This window comes from Pseudomonas sp. NFACC39-1, from assembly GCF_900110355.1.
In the GTDB taxonomy this organism is placed as follows: Bacteria; Pseudomonadota; Gammaproteobacteria; order Pseudomonadales; family Pseudomonadaceae; genus Aquipseudomonas; species Aquipseudomonas tehranensis.
This window is the reverse complement of the sequence record NZ_FODL01000012.1, coordinates 94,038-107,879: the sequence shown is the minus strand read 5'-3', so window position 1 is coordinate 107,879 and position 13,842 is coordinate 94,038. Positions and strand designations below refer to the sequence as shown.

The 13,842-nt window shown below is 60.6% G+C and carries 12 protein-coding genes and 1 riboswitch; of the genes, 7 read left to right on the top strand and 5 right to left on the bottom strand.

The window, feature by feature from the left end; translation table 11 throughout:
* The first annotated feature begins 27 nt into the window (after positions 1-27).
* Positions 28-1,212, top strand: coding sequence for a murein transglycosylase A (locus BMY45_RS22265; protein WP_092401579.1), 1,185 nt, complete (start codon positions 28-30; stop codon positions 1,210-1,212).
* A gap of 272 nt (positions 1,213-1,484) precedes the next feature.
* On the opposite strand, the gene BMY45_RS22260 is transcribed toward BMY45_RS22265, so the two are convergent.
* The 3 genes from BMY45_RS22260 to BMY45_RS22250 all read right to left on the bottom strand — a co-directional run bounded on the left by BMY45_RS22260 (position 1,485) and on the right by BMY45_RS22250 (position 3,934).
* On the bottom strand, positions 1,485-1,856 hold the full coding sequence (locus BMY45_RS22260; protein WP_092401576.1) for a DUF6124 family protein: 372 nt from the start codon (positions 1,854-1,856) through the stop codon (positions 1,485-1,487).
* A gap of 810 nt (positions 1,857-2,666) precedes the next feature.
* Positions 2,667-3,050, bottom strand: coding sequence for an MAPEG family protein (locus BMY45_RS22255; protein ID WP_092401573.1), 384 nt, complete (start codon positions 3,048-3,050; stop codon positions 2,667-2,669).
* Between the two features lie 50 nt (positions 3,051-3,100).
* On the bottom strand, positions 3,101-3,934 hold the full coding sequence (locus BMY45_RS22250; protein ID WP_092401570.1) for an EamA family transporter: 834 nt from the start codon (positions 3,932-3,934) through the stop codon (positions 3,101-3,103).
* A gap of 197 nt (positions 3,935-4,131) precedes the next feature.
* Here BMY45_RS22250 and BMY45_RS22245 point away from each other — a divergent pair, with 197 nt between their 5' ends.
* The gene (locus tag BMY45_RS22245; RefSeq protein WP_092401567.1) at positions 4,132-5,301 is read left to right on the top strand and encodes an MFS transporter; all 1,170 of its coding nucleotides are present in this window, start codon (positions 4,132-4,134) and stop codon (positions 5,299-5,301) included.
* On the opposite strand, the gene BMY45_RS22240 is transcribed toward BMY45_RS22245, so the two are convergent.
* Both BMY45_RS22240 and BMY45_RS22235 read right to left on the bottom strand, forming a co-directional pair.
* Positions 5,252-6,133, bottom strand: a complete 882-nt coding sequence (locus BMY45_RS22240) for a formate/nitrite transporter family protein (protein ID WP_092401564.1) — start codon at positions 6,131-6,133, stop codon at positions 5,252-5,254. The genes BMY45_RS22245 and BMY45_RS22240 overlap by 50 nt on opposite strands.
* Before the next feature lie 190 nt (positions 6,134-6,323).
* Positions 6,324-6,728, bottom strand: coding sequence for an acyl-CoA thioesterase (locus tag BMY45_RS22235; protein WP_092401561.1), 405 nt, complete (start codon positions 6,726-6,728; stop codon positions 6,324-6,326).
* A gap of 191 nt (positions 6,729-6,919) precedes the next feature.
* Positions 6,920-7,025, top strand: a riboswitch (S-adenosyl-L-homocysteine riboswitch).
* 23 nt (positions 7,026-7,048) lie between these two features.
* On the opposite strand from BMY45_RS22235, the gene ahcY reads away from it, so the two are divergent.
* The 5 genes from ahcY to BMY45_RS22210 all read left to right on the top strand — a co-directional run bounded on the left by ahcY (position 7,049) and on the right by BMY45_RS22210 (position 13,611).
* Positions 7,049-8,458: an adenosylhomocysteinase gene (ahcY, locus tag BMY45_RS22230; RefSeq protein WP_092401558.1), complete on the top strand. Its 1,410-nt coding sequence runs from the start codon at positions 7,049-7,051 to the stop codon at positions 8,456-8,458.
* Between the two features lie 180 nt (positions 8,459-8,638).
* A complete protein-coding gene (gene metF / locus BMY45_RS22225; protein WP_047230426.1) occupies positions 8,639-9,484 on the top strand; it encodes a methylenetetrahydrofolate reductase [NAD(P)H] in 846 nt (281 codons plus the stop codon).
* 83 nt (positions 9,485-9,567) lie between these two features.
* Positions 9,568-10,650, top strand: a complete 1,083-nt coding sequence (locus BMY45_RS22220; protein WP_092401555.1) for a hypothetical protein — start codon at positions 9,568-9,570, stop codon at positions 10,648-10,650.
* A 55-nt stretch (positions 10,651-10,705) separates the two neighbouring features.
* Entirely contained in the window at positions 10,706-11,482 is a 777-nt protein-coding gene (locus BMY45_RS22215) for a substrate-binding periplasmic protein (protein WP_092401552.1), read from the top strand.
* Positions 11,483-11,748: 266 nt separating this feature from the next.
* Positions 11,749-13,611: an RNA helicase RhlE2 gene (locus BMY45_RS22210; RefSeq protein ID WP_092401549.1), complete on the top strand. Its 1,863-nt coding sequence runs from the start codon at positions 11,749-11,751 to the stop codon at positions 13,609-13,611.
* The last annotated feature ends 231 nt before the right edge of the window (positions 13,612-13,842 follow it).

The following is a 13,842-nucleotide window of genomic DNA, read 5'->3' as shown; positions in this document are numbered from 1 at the left end:
CGTTCGCACGACCGGCAAGGAAATCTCATGCACAGTTTCAAGACCTGGCACAAAGGCCTGGCGTTGACCCTACCGCTTATCGCGCTGTTGGCCGGTTGCAACCGCGGCGACAAAGCCGAAGAGCCCAAGACCCACGCCGTTGCCACTTATGTCAGCGCACCGTGGGAAGCCTTGCCATCGGTATCCGATGAAGACCTGCTGGCGGGCTTTGGCTCCTGGCGCAGCGCCTGCACCCGGCTCAAGGCCGATGCGGTGTGGGGCGGCACCTGCGCGGCGGCGGCCAATGTGCCGCTGACCGCCGTGGATGTGCGCAACTTTCTTAAGCAGAACCTGGATGTCTACGGCCTGCGCTCGGGTGACAACAGCCCCAACGGTCTGATTACCGGTTACTACGAACCGGTCTACCCCGGCAGCCTCACCCAGACTGCCGCCGCCAACATCCCGGTATACGGGGTGCCGGAAGACATGATCATCGTGTCGCTGGACAGTATCTACCCCGAACTCAAGGGCAAGCGCCTGCGCGGCCGCCTCGAAGGCCGGGTGCTCAAGCCCTACGACGACGCGGCCACCATCGAAACCAACGGGGTGAAGGCACCGGTGATCGCCTGGCTGACAGACCCGATGAACCTGCAATTCCTGCAGATCCAGGGCTCGGGCCGGATTCGACTTGATGACGGCCGCCAGTTGCGCATCGGCTATGCCGACCAGAACGGCCACCCCTACCGGCCCATCGGGCGCTGGCTGGTCGAACAGGGCGAACTGAAGAAAGAAGAGGTGACCATGGGCACCATCAGTGCCTGGGCAAAAGCCAACCCGAACCGGATTCCCGAGTTACTGGGCAGCAACCCCAGCTACGTGTTTTTCAACCGTAACCCCGACAGCAACGAAGGGCCACGGGGCTCACTGAATGTGCCGCTGACCGCCGGCTACAGCGTGGCGGTGGATCGCAAGGTGATTCCCCTGGGAAGCCTGTTGTGGTTATCCACCACCCGCCCTGACGGCAGTGCATTGAACCGGCCGGTCGCGGCCCAGGACACCGGCGGCGCAATTGCCGGCGAAGTACGGGCGGATCTGTTCTGGGGCACCGGTGAAGCAGCGGGCAACCTGGCCGGGGATATGAAGCAACAGGGGCAGATCTGGATGCTGTGGCCCAAGGGCATGGCATTGCCGCAGGTGCCACAGGTTGCCAATACGGTCAGCGCCAATCCTTGAGAAATGGATTGATGGTACTGGCCCCATCGCGAGCAGGCTCGCACACAGGGGATGGGGTAAGTCGCAGATATTGCCGTCACGCAGTTCTTATGTGGGCGCGGGCTTGCTCGCGAAAGCGGTGGGTCAGTTTGCGATGATGTTGGATGTGCCGACGCCTTCGCGAGCAAGCCCGCTCCCACAGTAGATGGTGTTGTCTCGATATTTCGGTTTGACACAGATCCGGTGTGGGAGCGGGCTTGCTCGCGAAGGCGGTTTTCAATCCACCACAGATGTCAGCCCGACGCTTGAACCTCAAGCCGATCCATTGCCCGCTCCACCAACAAATGCACCCCGTCGGCCATCCGGCTAATCGCCAGGATCACGCTGCGGCGCGAGCCGTCGACGTCATCAGCCAGGTCGGCGGCGATGGCGCTGATGGACAGCAGGTCTTCGGAGGCGTTGGCCAGTAGGGTTTCGGTGTCGATGTTCGGGGCGACCATGAAAAGTTGCGCCGTTGATGCTTGGCCGGGTGCTTCGTCGGTGGGTTTGGGATTGAGGTAATAGTCGAGGGCGCGCTCGGCGGCTTCGTCGAGTTTTTTGGATTTCGAGGATTTGCCGAAGATGTTGCCAGGGTTTTCTGGCGGATTCGGAGTTACTTTGAACATTAGAGATTTCCTAAACAGTTAAGTGGAAACCGTCACCGTTCGCTTGCACGCGAATGGGGGTGGCGGCCGTACGCAGGTGTGCAAGACCGGGCCTGTTTAGGACACCCAGCAGATCCGAGGATCTCCTGCGTGCAGCCGCCATAAAGCCAGTGGGCAGAAGAAGCCCCTGAGCGATGTAGCGTCGCATCCTAAACAGTTTCTTCGGACTTGCACGTCCGTGTCACCGTTTTTTCAGTGACAAACCCAGACTAGCCACGAGCCCGAAGCCGGACAAGTTCACCAACACCGCTACAACTTGAAGGAAATCTCCTAGGACCTTACTTTTAGAGGGGGTGTATATCCGTTTCTGCGGTAACGGCTGCTTATGGTTCCGCTCTTACAGCGGGTCACTTTTGGAAAAGCGCCAAAAGTAACCAAAAACGCTTTGCCCCACCACTCGGTGCCTCGCTAGGGCTCGGCATGCCCTCACTCCGGCATTGCTCCGGGGGCCCGCCGCGAAGGGCCATCCATGGCCCAGCGCGGCTACCTCGGCATCCATGCCGAGGTGCCCCCTACGCAATGCCTGCGTTCGGCCAGCGTGGTTAACGGGGCGACCAGATCAAGATCAAGATCAAGATCCAAAGCAAAGCAAAGCAAAGCAAGAGCGCGACACGTCCAACATCTATGTAGCTGAGTCACCGCTATCGCGAGCAGGCTCGCTCCCACATTGGATCTAGTCGTACACAAAACATGTGTCCACTGGAGATCAACTGTGGGAGCGAGCCTGCTCGCGATAGGGCCAGCACAGGCAACGGAATTCAACCGCCAGGCTCAGACCGAAACGAAGAAGAAACTCAACACCAACCCTACCCCCACGAACCACACCAGCGAACGCAAGATCGCCCAGTCCGCCAGGTAGCAGATGATGTACAGCAGACGACTGGTGATAAACAGCACCGCCAGCACGTTGATGGTCACAAGCTCGGCATTGCCGGCCAGGTGCGCGACGATCACGGCAGCGGCGAAAAACGGGGCGATTTCAAAGCTGTTCAGTTGCGCGGCGTATGCACGCCGAGGGGCTCCTTCGAGCGAGTCCAGAAAGTCCCGAGGGTCGTGGTTATCCCGCAACCGGTATTTACCACCGGCCTTGGCGATCGCAATGCACAGGTAAGGCAGGAGAAAGGCAATCAAAATGCACCACAGGGCAACCGTCATGAAGCAGTTCCTTCTTTGAGTGTTATAGAAATCGAAAATCGGGGTGCTGGTCAGAGTTTCATCACCAGCATGCCAATCAGCACCAGAGCGCAGGCTAAGAGCCGCGGCCGGCCAAAAGGTTCTTTCAGGTAGCGCATGCCAAACAGCACCACCAGGATCACGCTGATCTCCCGCAGCGCCGCCGCTTCGGCGATCGAGCCCAGTTGCATGGCCCACAGCACCAAAGCGTAGCTCAACAGTACGCAAAATCCGACCGCCAACCCCAGCCGCCATTGTTCACGCCAGAACAACATGAACGCGGGTCGTTTGCGCACCAGCGCCAGCAACGGAAATGGCCAGGCACTGAGCAGCGTCACCCAGACCAGGTAATCCAGTGGCAGGGGCCAGCGTCGCAGGGCATGGCCGTCGATAAAGGTGTAGCAGCCGATGCACAGGCCGATCAGCGCCACCACCGGCAACATCGACCAGGGCAACCGCTCGCCACCACCGCCCTGCCACAACAGGCAAAGCATGCCGAACGGGATCAGCAAGATGCCGATGATCTGCTGGGTCGTCAGCACTTCCCCGGCGAAGATCAACGTCAAAGCCAGCACCACCAATGGCGACAGACCACGCATCAGCGGATAGACCAGCCCCAGGTCACCCACCCGGTACGCCTGGATCAACAGATAGCGGTACAACAACTCGAATGCCGCCGAGGCGAGGATCCACGGCCAGATCTCCAGCGGTGGCAACGCCACAAAGCCCAGCGCCAGGACCACGAACAGCAACGCGACGCTGTCCATGCACGCCACCACCAGCAAACGCTCGCCACTGAACTTGATCAGCGTATTCCATGCCGCATGCAACAGCGCGGCGACCAATACCAAGGCCGTTGCCAGCACAGCACGCTCCTTATTGCGTCCAGAGAATTGATTCGCCATCCATCAGCGGCCGTTTATACTGCAAACGACCACGCCGCACTCAGTTGCGCATAAACCAATTCCAATAATTTTTGCTGCTGCCCCGCTTCATCCGAACCGGCGCATCGGCATGCGTATGCCTGATCAGAGCGTCAAGACTACAGACAGAGACCTTGCGCATGCCACTCGCCTTGCTTGCTTTGGCCGTCGCCGCTTTTGGCATCGGCACCACCGAATTCGTCATCATGGGGCTGTTGCCCGATGTCGCCCGTGATCTGGCCGTGAGCATTCCCCAGGCCGGGCTGCTCATTACCGGGTATGCCCTGGGCGTGGTGTTCGGCGCGCCGATCCTGGCCATCGGCACCGCCAACATGCCGCGCAAGGCAACGCTGCTGGGCATGACGCTGATGTTCATCGTCGGCAACGTGCTCTGCGCCCTGGCGCCGAACTACGCCACGCTGATGGCCGCCCGGGTCATCACCGCACTGTGCCACGGGGCATTCTTTGGTATCGGCTCGGTGGTTGCAGCCGGACTGGTGGCGCCGAACAAACGGGCCCAGGCCATTGCAATGATGTTCACAGGGCTGACCCTGGCCAATGTGCTAGGCGTACCGCTGGGCACGGCGCTGGGGCAGTACGCCGGCTGGCGCTCGACCTTCTGGGCGGTATCGGTCATCGGGATCATTGCCGCCCTTGCCCAATGGGTCTGGCTGCCCCGGGAAATCCCCATGGAGAAGGCCAATCTGGCCAGCGAGTTCAGGGTGCTGGGCAAGGCCAACGTGCTGCTGGCCCTGGGCATGAGCGTACTGGCCTCCACCAGCCTGTTCAGCGTGTTCACCTACATCGCGCCGATCCTGCAGGACATCACGGGTGTCAGCCCCCACGGCATCACGCTCATGCTGCTGCTGTTCGGTGTCGGCCTGACAGCGGGCAGTTTCCTCGGCGGACGGCTGGCGGACCGGCGCCTGCTGCCTTCGCTGGTAGCCATGGCCCTGGCGGTGGTGCTGGTGCTGGCCGCGTTCAGCCAGACCAGCCGGTCGGTGGTTCCAGCGGCTATTACCCTGGTCCTATGGGGTGTGTTCGCCTTTGCACTGTGTCCGATCCTGCAATTGCTGATCATCGACCAGGCCCAAGAAGCGCCGAACCTGGGCTCGACCCTGAACCAGAGCGCGTTCAACCTTGGTAACGCAGCTGGCGCCTGGATTGGCGGTCTGGTGGTGGCCAGCGGCGCCGACCTGGCGGACTTGCCATGGACCGGCGCTCTGGTGGGCGGGCTGACCGTGTTGACCGCGCTGTATTTTATTTATCGTCAGCGTCGTCAGGACGCCCTGGTGGGTGTGGCCGACTAGGCTGGCCGGTCTCGCTCCGCACCTGGGCATGACTCAGCAGCGCAAAGATGAAACTGCCGCCAATGATGTTCCCCGCCAAGGTCGGCGCGGCGAACACCATCCAGAAGTCCTCCCACGACAGCTGGCCGGCGAACACCAGATAGGACACTTCGGCAGAGCCGACGACAATGTGGGTGAAATCGCCAAGCGCCATCAGGTAAGTGATGAGGATGATGATCCACATCTTGGCGCTCTCCATGGAAGGAATCATCCAGACCATGGTGGCGATCATCCAGCCTGAAATGATGCCCTTGGCGAACATCTGGCCGGTGTCGTTTTCCATGACCTTGCGACCGATCTCCAGAAAAGCCATATCGGTGCGCCGGTCGAAAATCGGCAGATGCAGCATCACATAGGCCACCAGCAAGGTTCCGCACAGGTTGCCCACCAGCACCACGCCCCAGAGCCGGAACAGACGGCCGAAGTTACCCAAGGTGGGTTTGCTCATGATGGGCAGCACAGCGGTCAAGGTGTTTTCGGTAAACAGTTGCTGGCGGGCAAGAATCACCGCGAGAAAACCGGCGCAGTAGCCGAAGCTGGCGATCACCTTGAAGGCCTCGCCCTCAGGCAAGCGGGAATTGAGCAGCCCCATCGCCATCAGCGACAGGCCCATGGTCAACCCGGCGGCCAGGGCCGACCACCAAAGCGCGGCGACACTGCGCTCCAGTTCCTGATTGCCCTGGGTACGGATAATTTCATGCAGTACCGCGGCCCGCGGTGGCTGATTGCGGTCGACTTCGTGCTTTTCCTGCGCCGAAAGATCAGGGGTCTTGCCGTCTTTGCGAGTGTCCATGGAGCTCCTGAACCGGTAGCGTGATGTACCTACGACACGCAGCGTGCGGCGCTGTTCAGTAGCGGGCCTTTGTTCACGCAAACTTTGGAATCGCCATCGCGAGCAGGCTCGCTCTTACAAAGGATTGGCGATAGACACCCGCAAGTCCATGTGGGAGCGAGCCTGCTCGCGATTGGAGACACCGCCGAGCTCACGCGCCGGCAATATCGTCCTGGAACTGATCCTTGACGTACTTGATCTCGGTCCGGCCGTGCGGCGCCGGCAGGCCATCTTCCCCAAGATTGACGAAGACCATCTTCTCCACGGTCAGGATGCTTTTACGGGTGATCTTGTTGCGCACTTCGCAGGTCAGGGTGATGGAGGTGCGGCCGAATTCGGTGGCGGTGATGCCCAGTTCGATGATGTCGCCCTGGCGCGAAGCGCTGACGAAGTTGATTTCGGAGATGTATTTGGTCACCACGCGCTGGTTGCCGAGCTGGACAATGGCATAGATCGCCGCTTCTTCGTCGATCCAGCGCAAAAGACTGCCGCCAAACAGCGTGCCGTTGGGGTTGAGGTCTTCGGGCTTGACCCACTTGCGGGTGTGGAAATTCATGTTCACTCCTGAGCGTCTGGCCGATGGATGCCGGCATCATGGCAGACCGGGCAGCGTGGCTCTATGTCGAGGCTCTAATAACGCTCATCGGCAATTTTGATTTGCCGACAGAAACCCTTTGGAAGATCCGATTAGCCCGCTATAATCGCCACCGCTTTACCTCGGTCCACGCTTTGGACCGTTCCCGCCACCTGTCCGAGGGGCGCTGCAGCAGGTTCGACCTGTCAGGCTCGGATGGGGCGTTGTTTGTACGGGGCACCCCGACGGACACTAAACGCACAACGGCGCCCATTCGCATACATTACGAATGGAGGCTCTTCATGAGCGCTGTTATCACGCCTGCAGATTTTACCGATTACAAAGTCGCCGACATGTCCCTGGCCGCCTGGGGTCGTCGCGAAATCATCATCGCCGAATCCGAAATGCCAGCCCTGATGGGTCTGCGTCGTAAATACGCCGGCGAGCAACCGCTCAAGGGCGCGAAGATCCTCGGCTGCATCCACATGACCATTCAGACCGCCGTGCTGATCGAAACCCTGGTTGCCCTGGGTGCCGAAGTACGCTGGTCGTCCTGCAACATCTTCTCGACCCAGGACCAGGCAGCTGCCGCCATTGCCGCTGCCGGTATCCCGGTATTTGCCTGGAAGGGCGAGACCGAAGAGGAATACGAATGGTGCCTGGAGCAGACCATCCTCAAGGATGGCCAGCCATGGGCCACCAACATGATTCTTGACGACGGCGGCGACCTGACCGAACTGCTGCACAAGAAATACCCAGCCGTACTGGACCACGTCCACGGCGTGACCGAAGAGACCACCACCGGCGTACACCGCCTGCTGGACATGCTGGCCAAGGGCGAACTGAAGATCCCGGCCATCAACGTCAACGACTCGGTGACCAAGAGCAAGAACGACAACAAGTACGGCTGCCGTCACAGTCTCAACGACGCCATCAAGCGCGGCACCGACCACCTGTTGTCGGGCAAGCAGGCCTTGGTGATCGGCTACGGTGACGTGGGCAAGGGCTCGGCCCAGTCGCTGCGCCAGGAAGGCATGATCGTCAAGGTGTCCGAAGTCGACCCGATCTGCGCCATGCAGGCCTGCATGGACGGCTTCGAGCTGGTTTCGCCGTTCATCGACGGTAACAACGATGGCACCGAAGCAAGCATCGACAAAGCGCTGCTGGGCAAGATCGACTTGATCGTGACCACCACCGGTAACGTCAATGTCTGCGACGCGAACATGCTCAAGGCCCTGAAAAAGCGCGCTGTGGTCTGCAACATCGGCCACTTCGACAATGAAATCGACACCGCTTTCATGCGCAAGAACTGGGCATGGGAAGAAGTGAAGCCACAGGTCCACAAGGTGCATCGCACCGGCACCGGCAGCTTCGACCCACAGAACGATGACTACCTGATCCTGCTGGCCGAAGGCCGCCTGGTGAACCTGGGCAACGCCACCGGCCACCCAAGCCGCATCATGGACGGCTCGTTTGCCAACCAGGTCCTGGCGCAGATTTTCCTGTTCGGCCAGAAATACGCCGACCTGTCGCCGGCCCAGAAAGCCGAGCGCCTGACCGTGGAAGTGCTGCCCAAGAAACTCGACGAAGAAGTGGCCCTGGAAATGGTCCGCGGTTTCGGCGGCGTGGTCACCAAACTGACCAAGCAACAGGCTGACTACATCGGCGTGACCGTCGAAGGCCCGTTCAAGCCGCACGCTTATCGCTACTGATCGGCGCTGCTTCCTTGGTGGAGCGGACCTGTGGGAGCGAGCCTGCTCGCGATGCAGACACCTTGATCTGACTCTCAGACCGAGGTGATGCCAATCGCGAGCAGGCTCGCTCCCACATGAGTCCACTCCCGCAAGGGCTATGCAAGCCTCACCGGCCTACGAGTTTCCAAGGATATGACCATGTCCCAAGACCGTCGCTACAGCTTCGAGTTCTTCCCGACGAAGACCGATGCTGGGCATGAAAAACTGATCGCCACTGCCCGTCAGTTGGCGAGCTACAACCCCGACTTCTTCTCCTGCACCTACGGTGCTGGCGGTTCGACCCGTGACCGCACGATCAACACCGTGTTGCAGCTCGAAAGCGAAGTCAAAATCCCCGCCGCCCCGCACCTGTCCTGCGTGGGTGACAGCAAAGCCGATCTGCGCAGCCTGTTGAGCCAGTACAAGGCGGCCGGCATCACCCGTATCGTGGCCCTGCGCGGTGACCTGCCCTCGGGTATGGGCATGGCGAGCGGTGAACTGCGCCATGCCAACGACCTGGTTGAATTCATTCGTGAAGAAACCGGTGAGCACTTCCATATCGAAGTGGCAGCCTACCCAGAGATGCACCCCCAGGCACGCAACTTCGAAGACGACCTGCTCAACTTCGTACGCAAAGCCAACGCCGGCGCCAACAGCGCGATCACCCAGTACTTCTTCAACGCCGACAGCTACTTCTACTTTGTCGACCGCGTACGCAAGATGGGGGTCGACATTCCTGTCGTGCCGGGGATCATGCCGATCACCAACTACAGCAAACTCGCGCGTTTTTCCGACGCCTGCGGGGCAGAAATCCCACGCTGGATCCGCAAGCAGCTGGAAGCCTACGGCGACGACACATCCAGCATCCAAAGCTTCGGAGAGCAAGTCATCACACAAATGTGTGAGCGCTTGTTACAAGGCGGGGCGCCGGGGTTGCATTTCTATACCCTGAATCAGGCCGAGCCCAGCCTCGCCGTATGGAATAACCTCAAACTGCCGCGTTAATGTCTTAATTGGGCGGTACAAAGAGGCCTTGGCGAAAACCCAAGGCCTTTTTTCTACCTGAAATATCTGGAGGGATGCAGTAGATGCCTATTGGTCAAAGGTTAACGACCCCACAACTCATTTATCTGGTCTATGGGGCCGAGACCTATCATCAAGAAGCCGTGTTCAGCATTGCCAGCGCCTTGGCCGGACTGCGCGAGAGCCCGGGTGAGGCACTGGACATCCAAGTATTTACCGACAATCCCATGCCCTACGCTGGACTCCCGGTGCGCGTACGCCACCTCGACAACGAAACCCGTCAGACCTGGATCGAGCCGCACGGCTATCACTTTCGCGCAAAGCATGTCGTCATGCAAAAGGTGCTTGAGGAAGTCGAGCTGGCACTGCTGATCGACACCGACACCTTCTTCCACTGCTCTCCTCTGGAGCTGTTCCGGCGCATTCAGCCCGGCACGCTGCTCTGCAACGCGGTAGATCTGAACTATGGCGCCAACAAGGATGCAGTACTTTACGTAGCGCTGGCGCAAGCCCTGCAACGACGGCAACTGGCGGATGACAACATGCCGCTGCTGAACTCAGGCGTGATCGGTCTTCATTGGAGCGACGCATCAGTTCTGGATCGCTCGATAGCCCTGATGGACGAGTTTTATCCCATGGCGAACGGCGCCTACACGCTGGAAGAGTTCTGCCTTTCGGTTGCAGCCTATCGCTCGGTGCACGTGCGCGAATGTCCCGACCTGATTCACCATTACTGGAGCCGCAAACAGCTGTTCCGCGCCAAAACCAAGGCCTGGCTCGACAAACATCATGCCGCGCCCATGTGCCAATTGGCCCTGGATGAAACCCGTCAAGTCACCGCAACGTTACCCCGACCGCCCACATTGCGCCGTCTGGCTTATAAAATGATTACCGTGGCGCTACCCAGCCATAAACGGCAATTCATGCGCGAAATTCTCTACGGCTGCTACCGTCACACCAACCCGTTCGACCAGGCCTGCGCCCCGGTCTGGTGGGAAAAGGCCAGGGAGAACGTTGAAGATCGCCTGAAAGAGCCATTGAAAGACCATGAACTCAAACGATGGCTCAACCACCCACTGATTCGCTGGGTGCTGGGCGAACGCCGCGAAGCCATCTATCGGCATCTAATGCAGGCAAAAGGCAATTAAGCCGCGGGCCAGAGGGCTCTAGCTATTTGATGAGCTCTCGTCGTAACCTCAGGCCATGCCCTTCATCACCCGGTTACTGACCACCTTTGTCCTCCTGTACCTGAGCATGGATGCCCGGGCCGAGAAGTTGCGCATTGTCACCGAGCCCTGGGCGCCTTATGTCTACGAAGAGAACGGCCAGGTCCTGGGACTCGACTACGAAACTACCGCCATTGTGTTCAAGCGCCTGGGCATTGATGTGCAATGGCAACTGCTGCCTTGGAAGCGTTGCCTGGCAATGCTTGAGCAGGGCCTGGCGGACGGTGCGCTGGACATTTTCCACAGCAACGAACGCGACGCCATGCTGCTTTACCCCAGCGAACCGCTGTCGGACGTGGAGTTCGTGATGTTCTACGCCAACGCCCGTCCCCATCCGTTTCGTACCCTTGACGACTTGGGCGGCCTGACCGTGGGCACGTCGCCCGGTTATCTGTACAGCCAGGCCTTCAGAGAATCGCCCCTGTTCAAACGTGAGACGGCACCCACCCATGAAGCCAACTTCGGCAAGTTGCAACTGGGCCGGATTGACCTGCTCATCACCGACCGTCGGGTGGGTCGGCACGTACTCAAGCAAATGCAACTGGGCGACCAGATCACCGAAAACCCCGTGGTTGTGAGCCGTCAAAGCCAATACCTGGCGGTGCGGCGCAACGCCGGGATGGATCTGCTGGTGCAGCGCTTCAGCGCCGAGCTCAAGCGTTTCAAGCGCGAACCGGCCTATGCCGAGCTGATCGCCCGCTATGGCGCCGTTCCGTCTGCCAGGACCGAACCGTCCAGCCCGGTGCAGCGTTGAAATAAACCGTTGAGCAGCAGGAAAGCGGCGCGCGGCGTTTGCTCTGTTATACTCCGGCCTTCCCGCCAGGCTCACGCCCGGACGCCCGGTCTTGCAAAAGGCATCCCGACACCGCTACAGCGCAGCTTCCAGCCCGCGCGAGCCCTGTCCGGACCTGCCTTCCAGACTCGGCAGGACCGGACGGGATGACGTCTTTTTGTTGAACGTCATTCGCGCCCGGCAAGACTATCCCATTGGGCCAGGCCCTCACTAAAACAGGATTACTCATGTCCTTTGCTTCCCTCGGTCTCTCCGAGGCTTTAGTCCGCGCCATCGAGGCTGCCGGCTACACCCAGCCTACCCCGGTGCAACAGCGGGCCATCCCCGCCGTGTTGCAAGGTCGCGATCTGATGGTTGCGGCGCAGACAGGCACTGGTAAAACCGGTGGTTTTGCCCTCCCGATTCTGGAGCGGCTTTTCCCCAACGGTCATCCAGACAAATCCCAGCGTCACGGCCCGCGCCAACCGCGCGTCCTGGTCCTGACCCCAACCCGCGAACTGGCGGCCCAGGTACACGAGAGCTTCAAGATCTATGCTCGCGACCTGAAATTCGTCAGTGCCTGCATTTTCGGCGGCGTTGGCATGAACCCTCAGGTCCAGGCCATGGCCCGTGGCGTCGACGTGTTGGTGGCCTGTCCGGGTCGTTTGCTCGACCTGGCCGGCCAGGGCAGCGTCGATCTGTCCCACGTGGAAATCCTCGTGCTGGACGAAGCCGACCGCATGCTCGACATGGGCTTCGTCCATGACGTGAAGAAAGTGCTGGCCCGCCTGCCCGCCAAGCGTCAGAACCTGCTGTTCTCGGCGACGTTCTCCAAGGACATCACCGACCTGGCCGGCAAGCTGCTGCACAACCCGGAACGCATTGAAGTCACACCGCCAAACACCACGGTCGAGCGCATCGAACAACGTGTGTTTCGCCTGGCGGCCAGCCACAAGCGTGCCCTGTTGGCGCACCTGATTACCGCCGGCGCCTGGGAACAGGTCCTGGTGTTCACCCGCACCAAGCACGGCGCCAACCGCTTGGCCGAGTACCTGGACAAGCACGGCCTGCCGGCCGTGGCGATCCACGGTAACAAGAGCCAGAACGCCCGCACCAAGGCCCTGGCTGACTTCAAGGCCGGTGAAGTGCGCATTCTGGTTGCTACCGACATCGCCGCCCGCGGCCTGGACATCGACCAGTTGCCCCACGTGGTCAACTTCGAGTTGCCGAACGTCGATGAAGACTACGTACACCGTATCGGCCGTACTGGCCGGGCCGGCCGTTCGGGCGAAGCGATCTCGCTGGTCGCGCCGGACGAAGAGAAACTGCTCAAAAGCATCGAGCGCATGACCAAGCAGAAAATCGCCGATGGCGACCTGATGGGCTTCGATGCCAGTACCATCGAGGCCGAGAAGCCTGAAGTGCGTGAACGTCCGGACGTGCGCAACCCACGCAATGCCCGTGGCCCTCGCGGTGACGGTCCAAATGGCGGCGGTGGTGGCGGCGGCGGCCGTAAAGACAAAGGCAAGGACAAGGGCAAGGAAAAATCGGCCAGCACCAGTCGCGGCGAACGCCCGGCCCGCGAGCACAAGCCTCGCGAAGGTACCCCGGCCCGTGAACAGCAGCGCCCGGCACCACGTGCCGCTGCCGATCGCGCACCGGACGAATTCCTGGACGACGATATCGATAACTTCGGCAACCGCGTCGATTACGTGCCGCAGCAAAAACCAGCCCAGGGTCGCGGACGTCGTCCGGGCGCTCCGGCACAGGGTGCGGGCGCAGGTGCTCCCCGCGGCCAGTCCCAGGGGCGTCAGAACGGCCCGCGCAACAGCAACGGCTCGTCCACCGGCACCCCACCGGCCAAGCGAAGCGGCCCGCGCAACGGCGCGCCTCGTGACGGTCAGGCCCGCCGCGAAGACTCCCGCCCTCGCCGCCCGGCGCGTGACGATCAGCCTCGTCAGGAACCCGCCGTGCAAGCCCCTCGTGGCAACCAGCCGAAGATCATGCACAAGGAATCGAAGGTCGATCGATTCCCGACGCCTGAACAGCTGGACCAACTGCCAAGCCGTCCACGGGGCGAGAAGCCGGCACTGCTGACCCGCAATCGCTGAGTTTCTCCAGCCCGTAAAAAATGCCCCTGATCTCGCGATCAGGGGCATTTTTTTGAACGCTATAAATCTGAATGTGGGAGCGGGCTTGCTCGCGAAGACGGTGCATCAGCCAGCATCGAATTGACTGACCCACCGCCTTCGCGAGCAAGCCCGCTCCCACAAGAGTTCTGTGTTGGCTGTTCGGGCTGAGACATTGGCAATAAAAAACGCCCCTGATTCCAGGATCAGGGG